This window comes from Phycisphaerales bacterium (assembly GCA_016716475.1).
Taxonomy (GTDB): Bacteria; Planctomycetota; Phycisphaerae; order UBA1845; family Fen-1342; genus JADJWG01.
In genome coordinates this window covers 460,518-486,312 of the sequence record JADJWG010000001.1, presented here as the reverse complement: position 1 = coordinate 486,312, position 25,795 = coordinate 460,518, and the positions used below count along the sequence as shown (strand labels likewise).

The following is a 25,795-nucleotide window of genomic DNA, read 5'->3' as shown; positions in this document are numbered from 1 at the left end:
GTCCGCGGCGGTTACGTGCGCGGGGGGCGCAGCCGTACGGCGACGAGCGTCAAATCGTCGGACTGCTCTGCCAGCCCGACGAACCGCCGTATGTCCCACACGATATTCTGCAACAGTTGGGACGGGGCGTGCGCGCCATAGCTCCGCAACGCGTGCCAGAGGCGTTCGCGGCCGAACTCCTCCCCGTGGAAGTTGCGGGCTTCGATCGCGCCATCTGTATACAGCAACAGCAGGTCGCCGGGCAGCAGTGCCATCGTGTGCTCGCGATAGGGTACGTCGCGGCGGATGCCCAGCACGAGGTCGCCCTCCTCCGCCGGGAGGATCTCACCGGCGCGCAGGATCAGGAGCGGCTCGTGTCCCGCGCTGGCGTAGGTTACACATTGGCGTGCCGGGTCGATCGCCGCTAGCAGCACCGTCATGAACTCACCCGGCAGCGTGTCCCGCTCGATCTGGCGGTTGAGACGTGTCAGTAGTTCGCCCGGACCACCGCAGGTTTCGGCCATCGCCCGCAGGGCACCGCGCGCGGCGGACATCAGCAGCGAAGCAGGCACGCCCTTGCCGGCCACGTCCCCGACCACCGCCGTGAGCCGTCCGTCGGGTAATGTCAGAAAGTCACAGAAGTCGCCGGCGACCTCGTAGGTCGGGTCGAAGGAGACCGCCGTCTCGAGTGCCGGGTGGCGCGGCGGTGGCACGCGGATCATGCGTTCCTGCAGATCGCCGGCGAGCTCGAGCTGCCGCTGCATGGTCGCGTTGCGCAGGCGCTCGTCGACCAGTTGCGCGTGCACGACCGCAGTCGCGGCCTGGTAGGCCACGGCGCGCAGCAGGTCGCGTTGAGCTTTGCGAAAGCGTCGCCGCGTGTGGGTGTATACGCGGATCAGCCCGACCGGATTGCCACGGTAAATCATGCCCGCGGTCAGCATGCTGGCGATGCCGGCGCGGCGCATCTCGTCGGGGTAGAGCACGCGCGGGTCGCTCGGGGCATCCTCCACGTACACGATGTGACCGCGCAGGGCCTCGTCGCTGATCGTGCCCGTCGTGCGCGTGACGAGCCCTTTTTGCAGGTAGTCGTGGGGCAGGCCATGCACGCTTTGGAGCGTGAGCTCCTGAGTCCGGGCGTCGTACAGTCGAATCGTGCAGTAGGGGCAATCCATCACGCGGGCTGTTTCCAGCACGATGCGGTCGAGCACTTCCTGCAGGTCGGCCTCACCGGTCAGCAACTCGGCGATGTCGCCGACCAGTGCCACCTCATCCGTCATCGCCAGCAGGCGCGACTCCCGGCGACCCCACGCGGCCAGTTGCCGCGCCCCCCAGCGGGCCGTAATCACTTCGTGGGCTGCGCCGCCGCGATCGAGCGTGGGCAGTTCTTCCCATGCGGCACGGAGCCGCGCGAGCGTGATACCGTGGGTGGGGTCGGGTGGCGTCCAGTCCTCGACCGGCGGCAACTCGACCCGGTACTCGCCGACACCGACGTAGCCGGCCTCATGCTCGTCGATGTAGATCGGTGCAACGACGTACCAGACCCCGTGGCTCTCCACGAAGGCCACGTGTCCCGGCGGATCGTGGGCCGGCACACGCTCGAGTTGCAGTGGCGCCGGCAATTGCGTGAGTACGTGGCCCGTGAGCCGCGCGAACTCGTTGTTGCTGCGCGTGGACACCAGCAAACGGCCGTCGTCGTCGTAGAGACAGACGCGGACACGCCCCGTGCGGGCCATGCCGCTGGCGAAGTCTTCGAGGGCTGAGATGTCGATGATCTCGCGCAACATGCCGAAGTCCGATCTCCGGGTAGTCCCCGTCCAACGGGTCGCCCCGCCGCACGGGAGCGATGGAGGCCGGATTATTGCGGCAGAGTGAGGCGGGGAACAGGGCCGGGTTCGTGCTCAGGTGGCAAAGGGACCCAGCGCCGGTCGTGTCCGACGGCCCACGAGGCCGCGTTGCTTCAGTTTCCCACGTTCCGCGGCTGCGGTAGACTGCCCGGGCGGCGGCGGCTCGTGGTCGCGCCATTGATGGGAGCAAGTCCGCATGAAAGTGCATGAATACCAGGCCCGGGCGCTGCTGCAGGCGGTAGGCGTCCCCGTTCCGCCGAGTGAAGTGATTGAGCGCCCCGCGCAGGCCGCGGAGGCCTTTCGCCGTATCGGTGCCCCGACGGTCGTGGTGAAGGCCCAGGTACATGCCGGCGGCCGCGGCAAGGCGGGCTATGTGAAGCTCGTCCATTCCCCGGAAGATGCCCAGGCGCATGCGGCCCGAATGTTTCGTGAGCCGATGGTTTCGAAGCAGACCGGACCCGAGGGCATCCAGGTCCGCAAGATCCTGCTCGCGGCGGCGGTCGATATTTCGAAAGAGTATTACGTCGGCGTGGTGCTCGACCGGGCGCGGCGGGTTCCGGTGCTGATGGCCAGTGCCGAGGGAGGGGTTGAGATCGAGGAGGTGGCCGCCCGTAATCCCGAGGCCATCCGCAAAGCGTGGTTCCATCCACACCTCGGCCTGCGCTCATTTCAGGCAACCGGCCTGGCGGCGGAGATCGGTCTGACGGGTGCCGCCGCCAAAGCGGCGGCAGACATGATGATGAAGCTCGCGAAACTGTTTCTGGAGCAGGACTGCTCGCTGGCGGAAATCAACCCGCTGGTGCAGACGCCGCAGGGTGAAATCCTGGCAATCGACGCAAAATTCAACTTCGACGATAACGCGCTTTTCCGCCACCCGGACCTGGAGGCACTCTTCGACCCGCACGAGGAAAATGCGGCCGAATTGCAGGCCAAGGAGCACAATCTCAGCTACATCGCGCTGGATGGTAACATCGGCTGCCTCGTGAATGGGGCCGGCCTGGCGATGGCGACGATGGACATCATCAAGTTGCACGGTGGCGAACCGGCGAATTTCCTCGACGTCGGTGGCAGCGTGACGCCGGAGGGGGCGGTGGAGGCCTTCCGCATCATCCTGGCCGACGCACAGGTGAAAGCCGTGCTGGTGAACATCTTCGGCGGCATCGCGCGGTGCGATGTGATCGCCGATGCACTGATTCAGGCCGGACGCGAGGTCGGTTTCAAGGTGCCGGTCGTGGTGCGGCTGGAAGGGACGAACGTGGAAAGGGCGCGGCAGATGCTCAAGGAAGCCGCAATTCCGCAGCTCAAGCCCGCCGCCGACCTGACGGACGCGGCCAGGCAGGTGTGCGCGGCAGTGTGAGTTTACACGTTGCCGTCGCGGCCCCGAAAACTGAGAACCACAATGCCCACTGACCTGCTGCAACTGGTGGAACGCTTCCCCGGCCAGCGCGTCCTGCTCGTCGGCGATTTCATGCTGGATCGCTATATCTTTGGTGATGCCGAGCGCATCAGCCCCGAAGCCCCCGTGCCCGTCCTGCGTGTCATCGAGCGCCAGGACCGCGTGGGCGGTGCCGGCTCGGTCGCGCTGAATGTGGCCGCGCTCGAGGCCAAGGTAACGTGTTGCGGCCTGCTCGGGCACGACCCCTTCGGAGACCGGGTCGAGACTGCCCTGCGCGACGCCGGCGTCGACACGCGTGGCCTGCTGCGCGTCGATGATCGTCCGACGATTACGAAGACCCGGCTGGTCGGTCTTGCGGAGCATCGCCACCGCCAGCAGATCCTGCGGGTCGATGACGAGATCATTCGTGCGCCGACCCCGACCGACGAAAGCCGTCTGTGCGCTTTTGCCGCCGGCGCCGTAGCGCAGGCCGATGTCGTCTGTCTCGAGGACTACGCCAAGGGTGCGCTGGCGCCGGCCGTCTGTGCGGCCGTGATCGCCGCGGCTCGGCAGCACAATCGGCCGGTACTCGTCGATCCGGCTCGCGGGCCGGTCTGGGAACGCTACCGCGGCAGCACCCTCATCACCCCCAACCGCGCCGAGTTCGAAGCCGCCTGCGGCCGCCGTGTGGCTGACGAGGAACTGCCGGCGGCTGCGGCTGAATTGCTGGCGCGCTACGACCTGGCGGCGCTACTCATCACGCTTGGGCGTGACGGGGCGATGCTTGTTCGGCGCGCAGGGGGCGCTGAGCGTTTTCCGACTCGGCCGCGCGCCGTTTATGACAATACCGGTGCGGGTGACGCGGTGCTGGCGATGGCGGCGGTGGCAGTGGCGGCCGGGGCCACCTTTGAGCAGGCGACGGTGCTGGCGAACATCGCCGGCGGGCTGGAAGTGCAGAAGTTCGGCTGTGTTCCGATTGCTCGAAAGGAAGTGCTGGACGAATTGACCCGCTCGGCCAGCCGGGCGCGGGGCAAGCTGCGGTCCCTGCCGGAGTTGCAGGCTGAGCTCGATGCCCGGCGGCAGCGCGGTGAGACGATCGTGTTTACAAATGGTGTCTTCGACCTGCTGCATCCGGGGCACGTTGAGCTGCTGCAGCGTGCCAAGGACGAGGGCAGCGTGCTGGTCGTCGGGCTCAACAGCGATGTTTCGGCCCGAGCGCAGGGTAAAGGTGACGACAGGCCGATCCGCACGCAGATCGACCGCGCGCGCATGCTCGCGGCCCTGGAGGTGGTGGATTACATCGTCCTGTTCGACGATCCCTCGGTTCGGACGCTGGTGGCGGCCTTGCGTCCAGAGGTACTCGTCAAGGGTGGCGACTATGCGGTGGAGCAGGTTGTAGGGCACGAGATCGTCCAGGCGGCCGGCGGCCGCATCGTCGTGGTGAACTTCGTGGACGGCTTCAGCACCACAGCCGAGCTGGAGCGCATCCGTCGGGTGGGTGGTTGAGGAGTGGCGATGGTCCGTGATTGGGCAGCGGTGGTGGCGGAGCATCAGCGGGTTGTTGCGGAGCTGGTCGGGTTCGGCACCGCACTCGATGCCATCGTGACGGCCATCACAGAGTGCCTGCGGTCCGGAAGTCGCGTGTACACTTTCGGCAATGGCGGCAGCGCGGCTGATGCGCAGCACATCGCGGCTGAGCTGCTCGGGCGTTTCAAACAGGAACGGCGGGCGCTCGCGGCCCTGGCGCTGACGACGGACAGCTCGACGCTGACAGCCATTGCGAACGATCTTGGCTATGACCGGATCTTTGCACGGCAGCTCGAGGGGCTGGTGCGGCCGGGGGATGTGGCGTGGGCGCTGAGCACAAGCGGCATGTCGCCGAACATTCTGGCCGGGGTGCGGGCGGCCAGGGAGCGCGGGGCGACAGTGATCGGATTTACCGGCGCGCGCGGTACGACCCTCGCGGCGGAGTGCACGCATGTCTTCTGTGCCCCCCATGTTTCCAGCGACCGCATCCAGGAGATGCACCTGCTCGCTTACCACTACGTGTGTGAACGCGTGGAGGAGTTGCTGAAGGAATAGGCCGCCAGGTGGGCTCGGAGTGCGGTGGGGCGTTGTAGTGTCACCTGCTACAGGGAAGCCAACCGACCGATCTGCCCCACTTGCTCGGCTAGCCCCATGACCACGCGAAGCGGTCCTTGAAATGGTGGTAGAACAGGCCGATGGCGCGCATCGTGACCACCGTCAGGAACACCGCTACCATGTTGATCACCACCAGTTGCAGCACCCCTCCGTCGATCATTTTATTGAGGGTTGACGCCACCAGCATGGGCGCGAAGTACGTCAAGTAAACGAGCCCCACCAACACAAGATAGGGCAGTGCCACACGCAGGACGGTTCGCAGCATCAGGTCTACTCGCAGCAACGCCGCGAAGCCACCCACGGCGACAACCAGCACCAGCAGTGGGTAGAACATGAGACCCACCAGCAGTGTCACGACCGCTGCCAATCCGAACGGGCTGGCGGCGCTCGCAAAAAACACCTGTACGAGGCCGTCGTCGGCACCTTCCAGTAACTCGCTGGCGGTCGAACCTGCTGCGAGACCGAGTGCGACCAATACCAGTGGAGGCAGGAAAATGACCGCCCAGACGGCGAGCATCTTGAGGAGCGGAACGATCACATCGCCGACCAGACCCTCCGTCAGGGTGAGTGCAGGCAAATCCTCCTCGCGTCCCGCTGCGCCGTTAACCGCGTTCAATTGGAACGAGTAATACCAGCCAGTGCAGATCAGGTACCCCGGCAGGGCGAAGCACAGCCCGAACATTCCGATGAAATCACCAAGACACACGATGAACAGAACCACCAGCACCGTCACCAGATCGTGGAAACGCAAGGGAAACGCCGCCGATCGCCCCACATCACGCCACCAACCCCCCCAGGCCTGCTTTAGCGGTACCAGGTCACCCTGGGGCTCCCGGGCTGCGTATTCCAGTGTTTGCGTCGGGATGGCCAGCGGTGGAGTGGCCGCGTCGGCGCGTGGGTTGGCCGGCGCCAAGGCCGCCGCGCCACGCTCGCTTCCCAGCAAGTCGTCGAGCGAGAGCTGTTCACTGCTGTCCGCGATGGCATGGGACCGTGCGGTGGGCGGGAGGTGCGCATCTCCAGTGCCTTGCACCGTGCCACCGGAGGACGGAATAACCGGCAGGCGCATAGTCGCTCCGCACGTTTTGCACCGGATGCGCTTCCCACTGGCAGTGACGGGCACCTCGTACTTCTGCGAGCACTTCGGGCAACGAACCTTTGGCATGCCGCACCCCGCGATCAGATTCTGTGTCGATCGAATCTCCCACTGCGACGAGGGTCGATCCAATCTCAATTATGGCCGTAGTGCGGACGAATCACCATTGCAATTCGGGTCTTGGTTTGTAATCACAAGAGGAGCATCGGCCCCCACGAACCGGCGGGCGCGCGGCCCCCGCCGCGCACCCGGCCGTTACAGCGCCTGCCGGCCGCGCCGTCCACGCAGTTGCCAGACGGCTACCACGCCCACCGCCAGCAAGAGCAGGGGCGCGGGCTCGGGCAGGCGGAGCATGCCGGCTGGCAGCCCCATCTCGTCTTCCGCGTAGGCGATCGTACGCCGTGCGACGCGGCCACCGTGTGCCTTGGCGCTTCGCAGCCAGCCACGACCGAGTGCCACGGAGTTCACCGCCTCGCAGGCCGGTGCCAATGGCCCGCCGACCTTACCGTCACCGCACAAGGGCTCCTGTGCCACGTTGCTGGTATTCCACAGCGCGGGCCAGTTCGCCGAGGTGGTGTGGATGGTTCCCTCGATGCCGGGTTCTGCAGCGGCGAGCAGTGTGGCCGTAGTGAGCGCTGCCAGCGTCGCCAGCGAAGACACAGGGGCCCATGTTCGCATGGCCGGACCTCGTCGGCTACCCGCCACTTCACACCGTGGCGCCCCGGCAGCACCGTGCCGTGGGTTGCGCGCACCGGGCTCCGTGAGCCGCCGAGCAGCGGGCATCCAGTGGAGGATTCAATAGGAGTTCCCCCGAAGGCAAACGCGCTGGGCTGGTCCGCGAAACACCCGGGACCAGCACGGCAAGCCGCGCTCCTATCGGCCCAGGCCGAGCCCGGCGGCCACTTGTGCGGCGGACTACTCGTGTAGCTGCTCAGAAACGGCCGCTCATATCGGGTCTGGGAGCAGCGGCGTCCTGCGCCCGGATGCTCATGTGCGGCTGTGCGCTAGGCGCCGATGGTCTGTCCCCGCAGCCGTGCCACCTCGACGCAGTCCTTGTCTCCGCGCCCGCTCAGGTTGATGACCAGCAGCGCGTCTTTCGGCAGAGTCGGTGCGATCTTCACAGCGTGAGCCACCGCGTGGGCGGTCTCCAGTGCTGGAATGATCCCCTCGGTGCGCGATAGCAGTTCAAAGGCGTCGAGCGCTTCTGCATCGGTGGCAGCCACATACTCGACGCGCCCGCTCTGGTGCCAGAAGGCGTGTTCCGGACCGACGCCCGGATAGTCCAGTCCCGCGGACACGGAGTGTACCGGCAGCGTCTGCCCATCCTCGTCCTGCAGCACGATCGTGTGCATTCCGTGCAGCACCCCTGGACGGCCACAGCTCAGCGTGGCCGCGTGGCGCTGTGTACCGATTCCATCGCCGGCGGCCTCCACCCCGATCAGCCGCACACCCGCGTCCTCGATAAAGGGATGGAACATCCCCGCGGCGTTGCTGCCGCCGCCCACACATGCCACCACGACATCCGGCAGCCGACCGCAGCGCACCCACATCTGTTCCCGCGTCTCGCGGCCGATGATGGCCTGGAAGTCACGCACAATGGTGGGGAAGGGGTGCGGTCCCATGACGCTGCCGATAATGTAGTGCGTCGTTTCCACCGAGGCCATCCAGTCGCGCATGGCCTCGTTGATGGCATCCTTCAGTGTCCGTTGGCCGCTTTCCACCGGCACGCACTCGGCTCCTAGCAGACGCATGCGGTAGACGTTGAGGGCTTGTCGCCGTACGTCCTCCGCGCCCATGTAGACGCGGCACTGCAGGCCGAGCATCGCACAAGCAGTGGCCGACGCCACACCGTGCTGACCGGCGCCGGTCTCGGCGATAACGCGTGCTTTGCCCATCCGTTGCGTGAGAAGTGCCTGCCCGAGGGTGTTGTTAATCTTGTGCGCGCCCGTGTGGTTGAGATCTTCGCGCTTGAGGTAGATGCGTGCGCCGCCGAGTTGGTCGCTGATCCTGCGTGCGTAGTAGAGAGCACTCGGGCGCCCGGCATAGTGCGTCAGGTACTCCTGGAGCTCGTCCCAGAAGGTCCGATCATTCCGGGCTTCGGCGTACGCCTGCTCAAGTTGCTGGATGGCCTTCATCAGGACTTCGGGTACGTATTGGCCGCCGAACGGGCCGAAGCGGCCGGGCGGGCTGGGGGTGGAAGCGGTGGTCGCGTGCATGCTGAGGTTCCTCGGGCGCCGCCTGGCGCTGCGTGCCATTGTAGTCGCGGTGTGCCGGGCGCGCGTGCACTGCGTTCGGTCGTAGGCGAATCTTCGCGGATTTCGTTGCGGCTGCTGTGGTGGTGCGGTAATCTGAACGAGACCTGCCACGGGCACGATCGCATTGAACTCGGAGTTCGCCCGGCACGCGCGGAGGCCGCCGTGGCAGCATGTCCCCATTGCTCCGGTACGGGGCTAAGGAGGTAAAAGGATGAGGATGCATTGGCACCGGTCCGTCGCCCTTTGGGCTGCGCTGTGCAGCGCAGCGGTAGTCAGCGCGGACATTCAGATGGATTGGATCGTCCTGAGGGGCCAGCCGGTCACCGATGAGATCTCGGTGACGACGATCGACAACCTGTCGGTCAACAGCCACGGTGAATGGGTCGTCCATGTGAACACCACCCCCGGCGCTGTCCGACACATTCTGCGCGGCTATCAGTTCGGGCCGTTCTTCTCGTACCTGGCGGGTGGCACACCGCTTTCGGCACCCCCGGGCACGTCGATCAGTACCGTGTTCCAGGCGCTCGAGCTCAACGACAACGGCAACATCGGCTGGAATTTCTCGCTCACCGGTGCCGTGACGACCTCGACGGATTCCGGCATCTTCCTGAACACGACGCTCGTGATCCAGGAGAGCGACATCTCCCAGGCGCCGCAATTCACCCCTGGCACGCCGTACATCGGCTTCTTCCGCCCGAAGATCAACAATCACGACGAGTTCATGCTGATGGCCAGCGTGGATGATCCGGCGATTGCAACGACCGTCGATCGTGCGCTCGTACTGGTTCGCAACCCGACTGGCGCCTTCACCGAGCAGGTGATCTGGAAGGAAGGCGACATCCTGCCGGGGCAGGTCAATCCCGTTGCGGACTTCAACACCGCCGAGGAGCAGTGGGGCTTCAATGACAACGGCGACGTGCTTTTCTGCGCCACGCCCATGAATGCGATTTACCTCAACGATGTCCTCTTGGCGCAGCCGGGGATGGATTCCCCGGTCGCGGACCGACCGTACAACCTGACCAACAGTCGGCCGCGTGGTTTGAACAATCACGGCGACTGGGTGCTGCGGGCCACCATCACGGGCGATACGGCCACCAACGAGATTCTCGTCAAGAACGGAGCGGTGGTCGTACAGAAGGGGGATTCGTTCCCGGCAATCGCCCCGTATGAAATCACCAGCTTCGGCGGCACCACCTCACCGCTGCTCATCGACGACCTCGGCAACATCTACTGGTACGGTATCTGGAGTGATCCGGACACGGCCCGCAACGAGGGCTGGTTCCGCAATCACGAGCTGATCATCCGCAAGGGTATGACCTTCGGGGCCGTGCCGCTCACCCTGCTCCGCGCCATCCAGGCCGGCTTCGCAATCAGCGACAATGGTGAGTGGATGATTGCCCGCGGCCAGCTTGAAGGCGGCCTGGACGTGGCGCTCCTCGTGCGTTTCCCGCTGCCCGCCCCGGAGAATTGCCCGGGTGATGCCAATGGCGACGGCGTGGTGAATTTCGCCGATATCTCGCCGTTCATCGCCGCCATCAAGGCCGGCAGTGCATCCACCTGGACGTGCGACCTGGCGGCCGGCTTCGGCCCGTACCTCAACAGCGATGCGAATGGCGATGAAGTGGTGAACTTCGCCGACATCTCGCCCTTCATCGCCCTGCTGAAAAACCCGCCGGATCCGTGTGTGAGCGTCTGCCCGTAGTCAGCACACCGGTGGATCTGCTCTACCGGCCGGTCGCGCCTGCGAGTGCAGGACGCGACCGGCCGGTCGCTTAAGCACTACTCTTGGGGGTTGCGGCGCGGATGGAAGGCGACGCGAAGGGGGGTGCAAGGGCGGTGGTGGGAAGCTGGGACCGAGATCACTGCCCCAGGGGTTGCAGGCGGTAATAGAAATTGCGTTGCAGACCACGACACTGCTTTTGCGCGGCATCGCTGTCGGCCTCGTCGTCCGGCACGCCGCATTCCGCGCGCCAGTCGCCCTGGTCGAGCACCGCCTGGATGTCGGCCAGTACACGCGGGCTGCGGCTGTGGTAGAGATGGCCGAAGAAATCGCGGTCGAAATCGGTCACATCCACGATGTCGACGCGCTGCAGCAACTGGAGATCCGTGTGGGGTAGATCACGCTGCCCGATACGATCAAACCCGTTCAGGTGGCTGGAGAGATTCAGGGCGCGGTCACTCCGCGAGATGTAGAGGGTCAAGCGCTCGGCCGCGACGAGCAGTGATGGCAGGTAGTCCCGCTCGAAAATGTCCGCATCGAGGTCGCCGGCGGCGAGAATGATCTGGCTGAATGGTCGGCCGCGCCCGTCGGCGGCCTCCGCGCTGGCAAAGGGGAGCCAGCCAACCCGCGTCAGGTAGTCGCGGATGCTGCGCACCACGACGCGCGCCCCCATGCTGTGAGCGCACAGGTGAATACGCTCCGCACCGCTATCGCGCACGAGTTGATCGAGGAAATCAGCGAAGTATGGTGCGGTCCATTCGGCGTTCGCGCCATCCACCAGGTAGCTCAAGACCGAGCCCTGTGTCGACCAACTGTACACGATCGGCACACCGTCAAATCGGACGTCATGGGCGACCTGGGCCGCGGTTTGGATTGTCTCCTCGAAGGTGGTTGCAAAGCCATGCACGAGTACGGCGACCTCGCGTCGTGGTGAGTGTGCAACGCGTTCGCGGAGACGCTGCCAGAACGCCTCTGCGTCGCGGCCGCGCCGGGCATCGTGCAGCACCGTCACGGACTGGAGGACAACGGCTCGGCGGGGATCCCCAGGGCCGAAGCCGTGTTCCACGAGGCGACCGCGGTAATGCTCTCGAGGGATACTCACCAAACCATAACCGTACGAAAGCCGCCGTCCGCGCTGCGGGCCGAAATCCGGCCGGTCCCGCTCAGGCCGTGGCTGTCGGTCGGTCGCGAACAGCACTTCGACTTCTCCGAACTCGGCATCCGGGCCCGGCATGGTGCCGAGGGCGGGGGGAATCTGCAACTCAAACTTTTCGCGCGGGTAAGCGCTGCAACCGACGAGAAGCAGGGCGAGACCCCAGAGCGCGTGTGCAGGGTGATTCAGGCGCCGGCCCACTCGGGGGCCGCGGTAGCAGTGGCAGAGCAGCCCCGTGAAAGGGTGCGGTTCCGGAGCGCTGGCCGGTGTTTGCGGATCGCAGCGGTGTTTAGAGCGTGGGACCCGCACGATCCCCATCGGTCTGGTCATAAAGGGTCTCGGCAAAGTAGCTGCTGCGTACGAACGGGCCGCTGGCCACGGCAGCAAAACCCAGTTCCTTCGCAGCAGCACCGAGCTGATCGAATTCCTCGGGGGTGTAGAACCGCGCGACAGGCGCATGCGCATCGCCGGATGACGGCTTGAGATACTGCCCCACCGTGAGCAGGTCACAATTCACGCTGCGCAGATCACGAAAAACCTGCAGCAACTCCGCCGGTGTCTCCCCCAGACCGACCATCACGCCGCTTTTGGTCTTCAGGTCGGGGCGCAGCAGCTTGGCCAGACGCAGAGTCTCGAGGGAGCGCGCGTATTTCGCCTGCGGGCGCACCACCCGGTGGAGTGCCGCGGTGGTCTCGATGTTGTGGTTGAAGACCTCGGGTGCGGCCGCGGCCACCGTGCGGACGAGCTCGGGCCGGGCCTTGAAGTCGGGTGTCAGCACCTCGATGGTGACCTCCGGCAGGCGTGCCCGCACCGCCGTGATGCACTCGGCAAAGTGCCCCGCACCCTCGTCCGGCAGGTCATCCCGCGCCACCGAAGTGATGACCACATGCCGCAGGCGCAGGTGCTCCGCAGCTTCTGCCAGCCGCTCCGGCTCCCGCGGGTCGGGGGGGTCCGGCTTGGCGGTGCTGACCGCACAGAATCGGCACCGGCGCGTGCAGCGGTCACCGAGGATCATGAAGGTGGCCGTGCGGCGTGACCAGCACTCGGTCAGGTTCGGGCAGCGCGCCTCGACGCAGACCGTGTTGAGCTTCAGGCCGTTGATCAACTTGCGCGTCTGGAGCATGGCATCGCCGGCCGGCAGTGGGCGTTTCAGCCAAGGTGGCAGGCGGCGCTCACGCTCCGAGCGCTGTACCAAGGGCAGGGGCATCGTACTCATGCCGCGATTGTAACAAGCCGGATAAGCAGTGGCGACGGACGGCCGGGTTCAGCCGGGGTTTCGTGAGTATCCGGTCACGGTTGCTCGTCACCCGCGCCCGGCGGCAGTCCGGCGTCCGGCCCCATGGTCCGGCGGCGGCCTCGTGGTCGGTGCTCCATGAGAAAACTGACGCGCTCGCTGTCCTGCTCCCCCAGTTCGCGCAGCAGTGCCCGGCGCGCCGTTGCCAGCGCGGTTCGTCGAGACAAGTGAATCAATACGATGCGCTCGTTATTCAGCCGGGCCACCACTGCGCGCAAATCACTGATATGAAGGTGGTTGCCGGCGCGTGCCCGGCGACGGTCCTCGCCCTCGATGAACGTGCATTCCAGCAGCAGTATGCGGGCGTTGCGGACGTAGTCCAGGGCGAGAAAGTCACCCGGAGCCGTGTCACCACAGTAGGCCACCAGCGGGAGCTCGACACGACGCGTAATCTCGACGCCCTGCCGTTTAAGTTCAACCAATTGCGGCCCGGCGAGTTGCTGGTATTCGTCGATCAGCTTGTGACGGACCTCGATGGCCGCGTAGCCCAGCCCATCCACGCGGGACCCGTCATGGCGCCGGCAGGGGTGATTCACCAGGAACGGGCGGACAACGAGGTTACGCCGTAATTCGACATCCACACCCGGTTCGGCGGGATACAGATTGGCAGGGGGTTCGTGGCCGTCGATGTCCGCCCAGACGCGCAAGAGCCGCTGAATGGGTTCGAGCAGCGGCGCGGGTGCGTAGAGTGATCCGGGACGGTTGTCGATGAACATCCGCTGGGAGAAGTAATAGGCCACACCGGCGGCGTGATCCATGTGTCCGTGGGAGAGGAACACATGGTCCACGGCGAGGGTTTCGCGGGGTGCGCGACCTAGATCAAAGGTCAGGTTGAGCTCGGGGGCGACGACAAAGGTCTCCTCCCCGGCCAGCGAGGAGCCGACGAGGCGAAGGTCGTCGTGCACGAATTCGGCCAAACGGGGCGCCATGGGGCTGCGAGTTATAACGAGGGCCGTCACGAAAGTCTCGTAAATCGACGGATAATGTTTGACACCCTCTATCTTGTAGTTTAAACTTCCCAAAGTAACAACCTGTTGGGCATCATGCTCGGAAGCAAGGTGCCCGGCCGGTGCCGGCGCATGGCCGAGGACCAAGTGGGTCCGGCGGGCAGTGCGGTCGGTCAAGTCAAGCGGGAAACGGGACCCGATGCGGTGTCCGTTCTGCAAGGAAGACAACGACAAGGTGATCGACTCGCGGTCGTCGGACGGCGGGCGATGCATCCGGCGTCGGCGGAAATGCCTGCAATGTCGGCGGCGCTTCACGACGTACGAGCGCGTCGAGGACTCGATCAAGCTGGCCGTCATCAAGCGCGACGGCTCACGTGTGCCCTACGACCGGAGCAGCATCCAGAAAGGCATCGTGGCAGCGGCGTACAAGCGGCCGATTTCCTCCGTGCAGATCGAGCAGGTCGTGGATGAGGTGGAGGAGTACGTCGTTTCGACCTTTGAAAAGGAAGTATCAAGCCAGACCATTGGTGAGAAGATTGCGGAAGTGCTGCGGCGAGTGGACAAAGTCGCGTACGTGCGGTTCGCCAGTGTGTATCGGCAGTTCGAGGATGTGGGCGAGTTCATCAACGAGGTGCAAGACGTAATCGAGCGGTCGGCCAGCGACATTCCCGGTCAGCAGGACCTATTTGAAGGGGAAGCGGGCCAGTGAGAAGCAGCAAGAACATCGTGGTGACGAAGCGTGACGGCACCCTCGAACGGTTCCATGTTGCGAAGCTGACGAACTGCTTGGCGCAGGCGATCGGAGCGCATGCCTACGACGAGCGCCTGGCTGGCCCGTTGGCGCGGGCGGTGGCCATGCATCTCGTCGACTGGCAGGAGCCGTCGCCCCCCACGACGAGTTACATCTACCACTGTGTGCGCACCGTATTGCAGCAGACTGGGTTGAGCGAGGTGGCGGATGCACTCGCGGACCACCGCCGCCTGCGGCGCATGCGTCGCAGGCGGATTCGCGTGATCGAGCCCGGTCGGCCGGGGCGCGGCGAAGCGTGGAACAAGAGTGCGATCGTGGGCACGTTGCAGCATCGTTTCGGGCTGCGGCACGCGGTCAGCCGCTTCATGGCCGGGCGAATCGAGGCGCAGATTTTTACACTGGATTACCGGGTGGTGACGCGGCCGTTCCTCGCGGAATTGGTTCGGAACGAAGTCTTGGCGTGGGGCCTGGCGGACGAACAGGTATTACAGGAGAACCCGGACTCCTGCACGCGGTCGCCGGACCCGAACGCGGTATCCGAGGAGAGCTGAAGCATCCCAACGAAAGTCGCGGCAGTGCGAACGCGATCCTGAGTCGCGCCACGGCTGGAGTCGCCGTTCGCCGCCGCGAAGTCGCCATGATGGCCATGGGCCCGATCGTGAACATGGATCGTTTTGCCTGCGTGGTGAGTCACAAGATTCGCTGTCGCAGGTCGCGGCGGGCCCGCTGTTAAATCTCCGTTCCCCCGAAAGGGCGAGTCGAGTCCCACCTACGCCCAAAACTCGGCTCGCCCGCTCCTTTGGATCACCTGGCACGCGGTCCCCCGCCCTCGCGGTCATGCAGTTCGTCACAGGCCGCGTTGCCCGGCGCGCCGCGGACCCGTACACTCGCCGCACTCGAGCGCCCCCGACAAGACGAGGATCTCGATTTGCGTCCGCTCCACGGCTATGCCATTGCCATTTCCACCGGGGCCTTCCTGCTCTTTCTCGTTCAGCCGTTGATCGGCAAGTACGTTCTGCCTTGGTTTGGCGGTGGGCCAGAGGTCTGGAGTGCCTGCCTGCTCTTCTTTCAAACGCTGCTGCTCGCAGGTTATACCTATGCCCACCTCAGCGCTCGTTACATCCCTCCGGCCTGGCAGGCCCTGGTCCACTTCGTCTTGCTTCTGGCTGCCACACTTACCCTGCCAATGATCCCCGCGGCCCACTGGCAGCCGCCGGACAGTTCCCTTCCGATCCTGCGCATCCTGTTGCTGCTCACCGCGACCATCGGTCTACCCTACTTCGTACTGGCGGCCACATCCCCGTTGATGCAGAGCTGGTACACCCGCACATACGTCCAAGCGGTACCGTACCGACTGTACGCCCTTTCCAACGCGGCCTCGCTCGCGGCACTGGCATGCTACCCTTTCCTGCTGGAGCCGCTGCTGCCCCGGGTACAGCAGGCCCACGCATGGTCGCTTGGCTGGGGGGTCTTCGCGCTTGCATCGGCTTACTGCGCTTTCATGATGTGGCGCAGCACGGTTCGCGGTTCGATACCGGCCGCACCAGGCCGAAAGGTGTCTGCCTCCCAGGCGTCAGACGCACAGTCGGTCCTCACCGCCGCCGCGCGGCTGCTCTGGCTCGGATTGCCAGCCGGCGCAACGACCGTGCTGCTTGCGACCACCAATGTAATCTGTCTTGATCTGGCTGCGACTCCGTTCCTGTGGCTGCTGCCGTTGGGACTGTACCTGTTGTCGTTCATTCTGTGCTTCGATCATGAGCGCTGGTATGCGCGAAGGTACTTCCTGGGCGTGTTCATCGTGGGTGTGCTTGCCGCGCTCTGGCTGGTGGCCAATCCGGGGGTGTTGCCGATCGGCGCACAGATCGTGATTCATCTGGGCACGCTGTTCGCATGCTGCATGGTGTGTCATGGAGAACTTTACCGGCTGCGGCCGGCCGCGAGCGGCCTGACGGCGTACTACCTCACAATCGCGGCGGGCGGCGCGCTCGGGGGCCTGTGTGTAGCGGTGTTAGCGCCGCTGCTCCTCAGCAGCTATGTCGACCTGCACCTTGGGCTGCTGGCATGCGGCTTGTTCGTCCTGCTGGCCGACCGCAGCCCGGTACTGCGTGAACGGCGGATCTGGTACGGGGCGCTCATCGTGGTGGCGGGTCTGGGGGTTGCGCTGGTAGAGCAAGGTGTGCTCGGAACCCGGCACCGCGATGTACTCGCGCAGGTCCGGAACTTCTACGGCGTCCTCGCGGTGAAGGAGCGCGACGCGGGGAATCCAGTGTTGCATCGCCGCCTGCTGACGCACGGAACCACGATTCACGGAGTGCAGTTCCTCGCGCCGGAGCGCCGCGCTGAAGCGACGGCCTACTACCGTCCGGACAGCGGCGTCGGGCGCGCGTGGACGCACCTGGCTGAGCGGCCGGCACTGCGCGTTGGGGTGGTTGGGCTGGGTGTGGGCACACTCGCCACGTACGGGCGTGCGGATGACCTGCTGCGCTTCTACGAGATCAACCCGGAGGTGACGCGGCTCGCGCATGCGTACTTCACCTACCTGGCGGACACGGCCGCGGCAGTGGAGATTGTGCATGGGGATGCGCGTTTGAGTCTGCAGCGCGAGCCGGCCCAGCATTATGACTTGTTGGCGCTGGATGCCTTCTCGAGCGACGCGGTACCGCTGCACCTGCTGACGCGCGAGGCGTTCGAGCTCTACCTGCGTCATCTCGCGGACGACGGTATTCTGGCTGTGCACATCTCGACGCAGTACCTCGATCTCGAGTCGGTTGTGCTGCGTCTGGCGGACCATTTCGGCTTGTCGGCGGCATTGATCATCTCGCCGGGTGACGAACTGCGGGCTCTGCAATCGTCGAGCTGGGTGCTGATGGCGCGGCGTGCAGAGTTGCTGGAGGCGCCGCTCATCCGCACCGCCGTCGTGCGACCGCCGCGGGACTTCCGCCGTGTGTCCCTGTGGACGGACGACCATGTGAACCTCTGGCAGGTGCTGGGGCGTTGAGGCCTCGCACAGGCCCGGAGAGCCCCGCGAACGAGGGCATCTCGCTGTAAATTCGGTGTTAATCTTGCGCAAGGCGGGCTTTGCGCAGGCCATCCGCGTTTTTCGAATTTCATGCTGCGCTTGTGAATTGCGTTTTACGCATGTCCTTATGAGGCCCGGGGATGTGACCCGTCGGCCCGCGCCCCAGCGGGTCGACGGAGCACAGGGGGGTGCGTCCGTTGCGGGGCGGGCTCTCTCGACCGCGAGAGAGCCCGCCCAGGTTGCCCTGCCCATCTGGACTGTGCACTCACAGGCCGCTGCCTACACTCACGCGCACTGTGTGGTTGTACGCGGCGCCCCGTGCGCCGGCCCACGGTATCCTGCCTGATCGCCGGAGTGCTACGCTGATGTTCGGTTTAACAGTTGTATTCGCTTGGGCGAGTTTCGTGCCGGGTTGCGCACTGCCGGACGACTCGTCAGGCGCAGAGGTGGCCAGGACCATGTATCCAGCGCTGCAGAGCTTCCTATCTGCCCGCGGAGGCGAATTCGACCAGATCTCCGTCCCGCGCCAGGAACGCCTTCGTGAATTCGCGCGGGAGATCACGCGCCAGCTCACGAGCGGGGAACCCGGCCGACTCAACTTCATCTGCACGCATAACTCGCGGCGCAGCCACATGGCGCAGCTTTGGGCCACGGTCGCGGCCGCCCACTTCCATGTAGCACGGATCCACACTTACTCCGGCGGCACCGAGGCCACCGCATTCAACCCACGCGCCGTGGCAGCGCTGCAACGGGCGGGGTTCCAGGTGGTCCGAACCACGGAGGATGCAAACCCGATCTACCATGTGCGGTTCGCCGAAGAGATTCCCCCGCTGACGTGTTTCTCGAAGGTCTTCGATCAGGCCCCCAATCCGCGGGAGAACTACATAGCCGTCCTGGTGTGCTCGGAGGCGGACGCGAGTTGCCCGGCGGTTGCAGGCGCATCCACCCGCATCGCACTGCCCTACGACGATCCGAAAATTGCCGATGACACGCCGGCCGAGGCAGCCCGTTACGATGAGCGCTGTGCACAGATCGCCCGCGAAATGCTGTTCGTCTTCGCCGAGATACACGCTGCGCGGCAATGAGCAGGGCGGCACAGCGCGCGCTGGCCGCTCGCCCGCGGGACCGCGGCATGCTACGCTGGGAGAAGGACGGGGGCGTGCGGAGTGACGGACATGCGCTGTATCCCTGGCCTGCTTGGCCTGTCCTTGGCGGTACTGGCGGGTTGCCAGGCGGCAGCGCCCCTCACCGTGTTGTGCTTCAATATCCGGTTCGACAATCCCGCGGACGGTCCCGATGCCTGGTCCGAACGCCGTGGGCAGGTCTTTGACTTCCTGCACGAACGTGACCCGGATCTCTGTGGCCTGCAGGAGGTGCTCATCCGGCAGCGCGACGAACTGGTTACCGCACTGCCGACCCACGACGTCGTCGGTGTCGGCCGTGACGATGCCGCTGTGCAGGGCGAGTTTGTCCCGATTTTCTTCCGGCGCACACGCTTCGATCTGCTTGACCACGGCCACTTCTGGCTCAGCCCCACCCCGGACGTGCCCGGCAGCCGCGGCTGGGATGCGGCCATTACGCGCATGGCGACCTGGGTACGGCTGCGCGACCGGGCAGCCGGGGGACGAGAGCTCTTTGTCCTCAATACGCATTTTGATCACCGCGGACCGGAATCACGATTGGAAGCGGCCCGCTTGCTGCGGCAGTGGGTCGAGGCGCGCGCTGGGGCACCGGTCATCTTGCTTGGAGATTTCAACACAGCTTCCGATTCGGCCCCATATGCGACCCTCGTCGGTGGCCGGGACACCGCTGCCGGCGCGACGCTCCTGCACGACCCGTTTGTTGTGCTGGGCTCGCCCTTTGCGCAGCTCGGCACTTTTCACGCCTTCGACGGCCAGCCGCGGGGCGGGCGCATCGATTGGATCCTGCATACGGTGCATTTCGAGGCGACGACGGCCACGATTGACCAGCGCTCCGTGGATGGGCGCTACCCGTCGGATCATTTCCCGGTCGTAGTTACACTACAGTGGCGACCGTAAGCAGGGGTGGTGCACTCCGGCGATGACGGTCCCACGTGGTCACCTAGTTTCCGTGCTGGATGGCGGTCCTTGAGCGCCGCTGCGGAGCCGCAGTACTCTGCATGCCCCGGTTGGGGATTGTTCCGGAATTTTCGTTCCGTAGTGGGGCCGCCGTCGTAGCCCGCGGGAGTGTGATCATGCGAAACCTCGGTTGGTGGGTGGGCATAGCGGTATTCGGAGCCGGGACCCTGGCCGTGGGATGGGCGGGTGTGGCGGCTGACGGGCAGCAGGCGCCGGTAACGCAGCCGGTCACCAACGCGAGTCCGGCCGCCCTGGCCGAGCTGGAGTCACTGGGTTGGCTAGCGGGTACCTGGGAAGGCCCCTATCGCGACGGAACGTGGGAAGCGGTTTACTCCAGCCCGGCCGGTGGCGAGATCGTCAGCGCGAACAAGGAGATGGCCGGCGGGTGCGTGCGGATGTTTGAGTTTGAGCGTTTCCGGGTGGTGGGGGCCGAAGTAGCCATGACGCCGTACCCCTTCGGGCGTCCGATGGGTGACTTCCATCTCCGTGAGCATGAGCGCACAGCGCGACGGGTGGTGTTCGAGAACCCGGAGAATGACTTTCCACGGGAGATCCACTACGCACGACCCGCGGACGATACGCTGACGATTGAGTTGGTGGGAGAGCGCAGCGGGGAGCCGGTGCGGCTGGGCATGACGCTGAAAAGGAAGCCCTGATTGATGGTCAGGATTCGCGTGGTGCAGGCCCGTCTGTACGTTCGACTGGGGCGGGTACGGTGTCACCTTCCTGGGTTGAATCCCGCGTGATTCGCACCCGCAGCGGCACAACCGTCCGATCCGCGTAAGCGAGCCCGACGATCTCGGCCAGGTCTCCGACGCGGACCTCGGCGAGCGTGGCAGCGCGGTTGTTGATCGTGATCTCGCAGTCATCCGGAATCCGCTGCGTGAGCAGGGTGATCGTGTGGCCCTTTTGTGGGTGGATGAACTGGATCTCGCCGGTCCGTGTGGCGACGTCGAGCTTGGTGATGGTGGCCTCGGGTACCGTGTACTCTCGGGCCCCGAGCGATTGAGAGACAAAAATGCCGGCCCAGGCCACGATGAGCAGTGCCAGGGCGGCGAGGATGATGTAGCGGGGTGACGTAAGTTTCACCAGGGGATTCCGTTTACGGCCATCAGAGTTCCCCCGACCAATGGCAGCCGGGAGAGCGCAGGATCTAGGGAGTGATGATCCACGGCTGCGCGCGTTGCGTCAAGCCGATAGGGGAGGTGCTGGCACCGTGGCCGGGGTACGATGGCGATCGCGGGTGTTTGCGTGGGACGGTGGGGAGCACGCGCCGTCCCGACGGAAAGGGCAACCGGATTGAACGAACTGCGTATCTACAAGAGGTAGTGTCAAGTCCTGTGTAAATTGAATCTGGGGCATCCGTCACGTTCGTTCACGCCGCATGGGTCTTCGCCTTCGCCTTCACCTTCGTCTTCACCCGGCGGTTCTTTCCTTCCGGCAGCGGTATCTGGGCACACAGCCGCCTTCAAGTGCCGCCAGTTCTGCGACAGCCGCATCAGCACCTGATGCACCGTACACGCCGCTCTTGGTCTTCTTGAACCGCTTGGCCGCGTTCGTCCGCAGCCGTACGCCCGCAAACGGCGACTCGATCACGTTCGTCGTCCGCAGGTGGACCAGTGCGGCTCCGGAAACGCGTGAACGTCAGGCAGCGATCCAGATCGTCCCCAGACAGTCCGCCGCCCGGTCGTAGCCCGCCCGACGGAAGTCCGCGATCACACCGGCCGCCAGCTTCGCCGCCACCTCACTTTCCGCCTGCCAGATCGCCCGCAGTCCGGGTCGCCCGGCTGCTCGGCCTTCGGCAGCTTGTCGAGCACGTTCATCGTCTTGTGATTCGTGCGCGCTGGGCCGAGTTCGACCTGCTGTTCACCGCCGCCCACAGCCCCAACGCCCCGTCCGCGATCCAGCAGCCCGGCCGTTCAGACCCCGCCCAGTCCTTCAGCAACCGCCCCACCCGCGATACCCCTCCCGCGCCTCTGCCCCTCCGTATCCGCCCCGATCAGCACCATCAGGCAGGCTTTCCCGACCCAGCCCGGCCTTCAGGTAAATCCCGTCCGCCCAGATATAGACGAACTTCCGGCCGCCCGATCCTCCGGTCGAACGCCGCGTACTCGACGCGGAACCGCTGTGCAGCCGACTGATCGTGCTGGGCGACGGCGTCGTTCCCCAGCAGCCGCAAGGCCGCTCGAAGTCCCGCGTCGCAGGCCTTCGATGAACAGCCGCATGAACGTCTCCTCGATCGTGTCGCTGCGACGCTGGTACCGCACGATCTTCGATTCGAACGGCTCCGCCCGGCGGGATGTCGCGCACCCGGGGACCTCCAGCGGCACCGTGCCGCTGCCCAGCGTCAGCCGCCGCGGCGTGGTCCCGTTGCGGTAGCCGCGGAACCCGCCCTGTCGCTGATACCGGTCGCGCTGGAGGTAGACGTTCACCTGTCCTCCAACGCCGCCAGCATCCTGGGAAACGACTCTCGTTTCAAACGCACCAGCAGGATGCCCCACGTTCTCAATTTCCACAAGATTTCAGGCTACCTCATCTACAACGAATGGGCCCAACTGTACGACGTGGCATTCTCCTGGGATGTAACCGCGGAAGTCGCGTGGCTCGTGCAGCGCCTCACGGCGGGCGACCGTGTGCCGGTTGTACAGATTCTGGAACCGGCCTGCGGGTCGGGGCGGCTCTTCCCGGCGTTCGCGCGGCATGGCATCGAGATCGTGGGCATTGAGCGGTCACCGGTGATGGCGGCACGTGCGGCCGCACGCATGCGCGCCCTGGGACTCCCGCCGGCCGAGGTCCTTGTGGCCGACATGGCGCGGTTTGAACTGCCCCGGGGGGTTGACGGCGCGGTGTGTGCACTGGGGTCGCTGAAGTACCTGCAAAGCCGCGATGCGGTTCTGTCGCACCTGTACGCGGTGGCGCGACACATGAACGCCAACGCGCGCTACCTGGTGCAACTGGACCTGATGGACACCGGGGTGTCAGTGGACTACGCCGTGAGCGACTGCACGACATGGGAGGCGGAAGTCGATGGCTTGCGCGTGCGAACCACGTGGCGCTACGTATCATTCGATGCCGGCAGTGGCCGACAGACGGAACGTTGTCGCTTTGAAGTACTCGCCGGACCCGGTGCGGGTCAGGTCGTGGAAGAGGAGCACGTCCTGCGTGTGTGGAGCTGGGAGGAATGGGGGGCGCTGGTGGCCGCGTCGCCCTTTCGGCTAGCGGGCGTGTATGATGGACAGGCCGGGTACGCGCCATTGCCACTCGATGCCCGGATCGAGCGCGCGGAGCGTGTGTGGCACGAACTTGTTCTGGCCTAGGCGCCCCGTCCGGGTGCCGACGGAGAAGACCATGAGCACGAAGAAGTTGCAGGTCCTGGTGTGGGATGAGAACCCGCCGCATGCGCCCAAGGCACTCTATCCGCACAGTCTCCGGGGAGCGGTGGCGGACGGGCTGCGGGATCTGGGCAGCGAGACGCTCGATGTCCACACCGGCCACCTCGACGAGCCGTACCAGGGGCTGCCGAGCGGCGTACTGCACGACATCGACGTGCTCGTGTGGTGGGGTCATGTACGGCACCGGGAGGTGGAGGATGCGCTGGCCGAACGCATCGCCGAACGCGTCTGGCACCATGGCCTGGGCTTTGTCGCACTGCACTCGGCGCATTACGCGAAGCCCTTTCGAACGGTGCTGCGCTGCACGGGCCATCTCAAGGGGGGGTGGCGCGAGGATGACCAACCCGAGGACATCCGCGTGTGTGCGCCACACCATCCAATCGCCCAGGGCATACGGGATTTCACGCTCGCGAAAGAAGAGATGTACGGTGCTCCGTTCGACGTGCCGCCGCCAGGCGTCGTGGTTCTACAGTCGTACTTTCCGGCTGGGGGCGAGTACTTTCCATCGGGCATCGCGTGGACGGTCGGTGATGGGATCGATCCGCAGTTCGAGTCGGGGCCCGGTGGTGGTGTCGGGCAGGGTACCGGTGCCGGCCGGGTGTTCTACTTCCGCCCGGGGCACGAGAGCGTGCCGACGTACTTCAATACGGATGTGCAACGCGTGATCTACAATGCTGTGCGATGGGCGGGCAAGGCGGAGGGGTAGCGGCCCGTCGGCAGCCAACGATCGCCCTGCTGCCGCGCATGGAGGGGCCATTCGGATCAATAATCAATAGGTTGCAAACGGTCGTCCGGCCGTATCAAGAGCGTCCGTGTCCGCGGTGATCATGCCCGTTGTCGGGTTGTAGCGCCACCCGGCCGGTTGCGGATCAGCAGGGTGCTCGGCGCCTCCCGCGATGCGCACGTGGTTGAGGTTCGGCAGCGCTCCGACTGGACACGGCGGTACTCCGTCGCGCAGGTACGGCCCGTAGCAGAAGCGCTCGCTGCGTTGTTCAGACACAATGCCGTCCGCATCGGTGAAACCCAGCAACTGGGCCGCAAACGTCTCCGGTGCTCCGGCCGGGTTGCGACCATCACCTCTGGTCGCGGGAAAGGCGTCGTGGTCCTGGTAGTAGCGCTCGATGGCGATGCGGAGTACCTTCAGGCGTTCGCGCAGCAGGGCGGCATCATCCGGCCCCTGCGCGGCGCGCCCAAAACGTGGCAGTGCGAATGTGGCTACCAGACCCAGTACGGCCAGTGCGATGAGGATTTCGACGCGCGACCAACCGGTACCGTGAAACATGGTGAGCTCTCCTGCGGTCTGCGTCAGACGCGGCCGCCGTGTACGACCGGCGGGCCGTCAACGGACGCGGCCGGCGTTTCGAACAGGTGGCCGAAGCGCGTCTGGAATGCGAGCGGTTCATCCTGGCGGCAGCGGTTCAGCAAATCGAGGAAAAGCTGGGTCAGTTCCGGGTCGGTCACAGTCCCGCTGCCCGTGCGTAACAGTTGGAGTGCGTCTTCGTATGAGAAGGCCGCCCGGTACGGACGTGCTGTCGTCACCGCGTCGAAAATATCCACCAGGTGAATGATGCGCGCTTCGAGCGGCACCTGGTCGCCGCGCAGTCCCTCGGGATAGCCGCTGCCGTCATGGTTTTCATGGTGATAAAGCACCGCGTCGAGCACGGGCTCAAAGCGTGCCACCGGTTTGAGCACCTCGTATCCGATGCGCGTATGGGTCTTCATCAGCTCAAACTCGGCCGGCGTGAGTTTGCCCGTCTTACTGAGAATTTGCTCGGGAATCCCGATCTTTCCGACGTCGTGCAGCAGACCCGCCCATTCGAGTGTCTGAAGCTGGGCGCGCGGCAGTCGGAGCGCTTCCCCCATCATCTGGGCAAAGCTGCCAACCCGTTCCGAGTGCCGCGAGGTATAGTTGTCCTTGGCATCGATGGCGTTGACCAGCGTGCAGACCGTTTCGACCGCCGACCGTTGCAGGTGGCGTACCAGCAGGATGTGACCAAGCGCCTGCCCTCCGTAGCTCAGCACGGCGTCAGCCGCCAAAACATCACTGTCGTCGAAAGGGGGTGCGTTTGCAGGCCGCAGCAGAATCAGTACGCCGGGTTCCACATCGGCGCGCGGCAGGGCCCCAACGAGGGCGTGAGCGCCACCCAGTGCCGCGGCCTGGTCACCCGTCAGTGGCGGCGCCAGTACACGTCGGGCGCGTCGGACGGTTTCGACGTGCGGCCCCAGCGCCGCCCGCACGCGCCCCGGCGGTAAGTCCCACCCGCAAACCTCACCATCCAAACCGAACTTCCGGCAGCAACCCGCCCGATCGACGAATGCCACCGACGCCCGCAGCAGCGCCGCGAGTCGGCGAAACAGCAGTGTCTCGAGTGCATCGGGCTCCTGGCGATCAGCCATCTGGGTGCTGATCTCGAACAGCAGACTGAGTTGCTCCTGGCAACGCTCCATCTCGCGTGCCAACCAGCGCTGCTGCGTGTCCACCTGGCGCAGTTGGGCCGCCCAGGCCGCCGGAGCGTGCTCGCGTGGCGGCTGCCCGGTTGGGGACGGTTCCCCGGTCGGCGCCTGGGTATTGTCGGTGCGATCGAGCATGGCGCCGGCCAAGTCCCCGATGTTGCCACTCGGCTTGGCCAGCCACCAGCGGCCAGCCATCGGTTGTATCGCTCGCGGCCGGGTGGGGCTTCATGTGTGCGGACCAGACGGGGCTGAGGTGCGCATGCGGGTTGAATCTGGGA

23 protein-coding genes are annotated in these 25,795 nt (G+C 65.4%); 12 read left to right on the top strand and 11 right to left on the bottom strand.

Annotated features, from left to right (window positions below; genetic code table 11):
* Positions 1–11 precede the first annotated feature (11 nt).
* Positions 12–1,763: a SpoIIE family protein phosphatase gene (locus IPM18_02075; GenBank protein ID MBK9118376.1), complete on the bottom strand. Its 1,752-nt coding sequence runs from the start codon at positions 1,761–1,763 to the stop codon at positions 12–14.
* Between the two features lie 256 nt (positions 1,764–2,019).
* On the opposite strand from IPM18_02075, the gene sucC reads away from it, so the two are divergent.
* The 3 genes from sucC to IPM18_02060 are packed head-to-tail and all read left to right on the top strand — an operon-like array spanning position 2,020 to position 5,280.
* Positions 2,020–3,180, top strand: coding sequence for an ADP-forming succinate--CoA ligase subunit beta (gene sucC, locus IPM18_02070; protein MBK9118375.1), 1,161 nt, complete (start codon positions 2,020–2,022; stop codon positions 3,178–3,180).
* A 42-nt stretch (positions 3,181–3,222) separates the two neighbouring features.
* On the top strand, positions 3,223–4,704 hold the full coding sequence (locus IPM18_02065) for a bifunctional heptose 7-phosphate kinase/heptose 1-phosphate adenyltransferase (protein MBK9118374.1): 1,482 nt from the start codon (positions 3,223–3,225) through the stop codon (positions 4,702–4,704).
* A 9-nt stretch (positions 4,705–4,713) separates the two neighbouring features.
* Positions 4,714–5,280 (top strand): SIS domain-containing protein, encoded by a 567-nt coding sequence (locus IPM18_02060; GenBank protein MBK9118373.1) that lies wholly within the window; start codon positions 4,714–4,716, stop codon positions 5,278–5,280.
* 88 nt (positions 5,281–5,368) lie between these two features.
* On the opposite strand, the gene IPM18_02055 is transcribed toward IPM18_02060, so the two are convergent.
* The 3 genes from IPM18_02055 to trpB form a co-directional block, all read right to left on the bottom strand.
* A complete protein-coding gene (locus IPM18_02055) occupies positions 5,369–6,406 on the bottom strand; it encodes a hypothetical protein (GenBank protein MBK9118372.1) in 1,038 nt (345 codons plus the stop codon).
* 282 nt (positions 6,407–6,688) lie between these two features.
* Positions 6,689–7,111, bottom strand: coding sequence for a hypothetical protein (locus IPM18_02050; protein ID MBK9118371.1), 423 nt, complete (start codon positions 7,109–7,111; stop codon positions 6,689–6,691).
* A 326-nt stretch (positions 7,112–7,437) separates the two neighbouring features.
* On the bottom strand, positions 7,438–8,649 hold the full coding sequence (gene trpB, locus IPM18_02045) for a tryptophan synthase subunit beta (protein ID MBK9118370.1): 1,212 nt from the start codon (positions 8,647–8,649) through the stop codon (positions 7,438–7,440).
* Between the two features lie 250 nt (positions 8,650–8,899).
* Between trpB and IPM18_02040 the strand changes: the two genes are divergently transcribed.
* Positions 8,900–10,390 (top strand): hypothetical protein, encoded by a 1,491-nt coding sequence (locus IPM18_02040; protein MBK9118369.1) that lies wholly within the window; start codon positions 8,900–8,902, stop codon positions 10,388–10,390.
* A gap of 157 nt (positions 10,391–10,547) precedes the next feature.
* On the opposite strand, the gene IPM18_02035 is transcribed toward IPM18_02040, so the two are convergent.
* From IPM18_02035 to IPM18_02025, 3 genes are all read right to left on the bottom strand, one after another.
* Entirely contained in the window at positions 10,548–11,891 is a 1,344-nt protein-coding gene (locus IPM18_02035) for an alpha/beta hydrolase (protein ID MBK9118368.1), read from the bottom strand.
* Positions 11,851–12,768 (bottom strand): lipoyl synthase, encoded by a 918-nt coding sequence (gene lipA, locus IPM18_02030; GenBank protein MBK9118367.1) that lies wholly within the window; start codon positions 12,766–12,768, stop codon positions 11,851–11,853. The genes IPM18_02035 and lipA overlap by 41 nt, the downstream gene beginning before the upstream one ends.
* A gap of 83 nt (positions 12,769–12,851) precedes the next feature.
* Positions 12,852–13,784, bottom strand: a complete 933-nt coding sequence (locus IPM18_02025) for an MBL fold metallo-hydrolase (GenBank protein ID MBK9118366.1) — start codon at positions 13,782–13,784, stop codon at positions 12,852–12,854.
* A gap of 217 nt (positions 13,785–14,001) precedes the next feature.
* Between IPM18_02025 and nrdR the strand changes: the two genes are divergently transcribed.
* The 6 genes from nrdR (at position 14,002) to IPM18_01995 (ending at position 20,327) form a co-directional block, all read left to right on the top strand.
* Positions 14,002–14,511: a transcriptional repressor NrdR gene (gene nrdR, locus IPM18_02020; protein ID MBK9118365.1), complete on the top strand. Its 510-nt coding sequence runs from the start codon at positions 14,002–14,004 to the stop codon at positions 14,509–14,511.
* On the top strand, positions 14,508–15,104 hold the full coding sequence (locus IPM18_02015) for a hypothetical protein (GenBank protein ID MBK9118364.1): 597 nt from the start codon (positions 14,508–14,510) through the stop codon (positions 15,102–15,104). The genes nrdR and IPM18_02015 overlap by 4 nt, the downstream gene beginning before the upstream one ends.
* A 377-nt stretch (positions 15,105–15,481) precedes the next feature.
* A complete protein-coding gene (locus IPM18_02010) occupies positions 15,482–17,551 on the top strand; it encodes a fused MFS/spermidine synthase (protein MBK9118363.1) in 2,070 nt (689 codons plus the stop codon).
* Between the two features lie 479 nt (positions 17,552–18,030).
* Positions 18,031–18,657, top strand: a complete 627-nt coding sequence (locus IPM18_02005; protein ID MBK9118362.1) for a protein-tyrosine-phosphatase — start codon at positions 18,031–18,033, stop codon at positions 18,655–18,657.
* A 90-nt stretch (positions 18,658–18,747) separates the two neighbouring features.
* Positions 18,748–19,611, top strand: a complete 864-nt coding sequence (locus IPM18_02000) for an endonuclease/exonuclease/phosphatase family protein (protein ID MBK9118361.1) — start codon at positions 18,748–18,750, stop codon at positions 19,609–19,611.
* 176 nt (positions 19,612–19,787) lie between these two features.
* Complete coding sequence (locus tag IPM18_01995; protein ID MBK9118360.1) at positions 19,788–20,327, top strand: hypothetical protein; 540 nt, start codon at positions 19,788–19,790, stop codon at positions 20,325–20,327.
* 7 nt (positions 20,328–20,334) lie between these two features.
* Here IPM18_01995 and IPM18_01990 read toward each other — a convergent pair whose 3' ends face one another.
* Positions 20,335–20,760: a hypothetical protein gene (locus IPM18_01990; GenBank protein MBK9118359.1), complete on the bottom strand. Its 426-nt coding sequence runs from the start codon at positions 20,758–20,760 to the stop codon at positions 20,335–20,337.
* A gap of 950 nt (positions 20,761–21,710) precedes the next feature.
* Positions 21,711–22,103: a transposase gene (locus IPM18_01985; GenBank protein ID MBK9118358.1), complete on the bottom strand. Its 393-nt coding sequence runs from the start codon at positions 22,101–22,103 to the stop codon at positions 21,711–21,713.
* 60 nt (positions 22,104–22,163) lie between these two features.
* On the opposite strand from IPM18_01985, the gene IPM18_01980 reads away from it, so the two are divergent.
* Complete coding sequence (locus tag IPM18_01980; protein ID MBK9118357.1) at positions 22,164–22,988, top strand: class I SAM-dependent methyltransferase; 825 nt, start codon at positions 22,164–22,166, stop codon at positions 22,986–22,988.
* Positions 22,989–23,019: 31 nt separating this feature from the next.
* On the top strand, positions 23,020–23,769 hold the full coding sequence (locus tag IPM18_01975; protein MBK9118356.1) for a ThuA domain-containing protein: 750 nt from the start codon (positions 23,020–23,022) through the stop codon (positions 23,767–23,769).
* 63 nt (positions 23,770–23,832) lie between these two features.
* Here the strand turns inward: IPM18_01975 and IPM18_01970 are convergent, their stop codons facing one another.
* Both IPM18_01970 and IPM18_01965 read right to left on the bottom strand, forming a co-directional pair.
* Complete coding sequence (locus IPM18_01970) at positions 23,833–24,345, bottom strand: type II secretion system protein (GenBank protein MBK9118355.1); 513 nt, start codon at positions 24,343–24,345, stop codon at positions 23,833–23,835.
* Between the two features lie 23 nt (positions 24,346–24,368).
* On the bottom strand, positions 24,369–25,712 hold the full coding sequence (locus IPM18_01965; GenBank protein MBK9118354.1) for an HD-GYP domain-containing protein: 1,344 nt from the start codon (positions 25,710–25,712) through the stop codon (positions 24,369–24,371).
* Between the last annotated feature and the right edge of the window lie 83 nt (positions 25,713–25,795).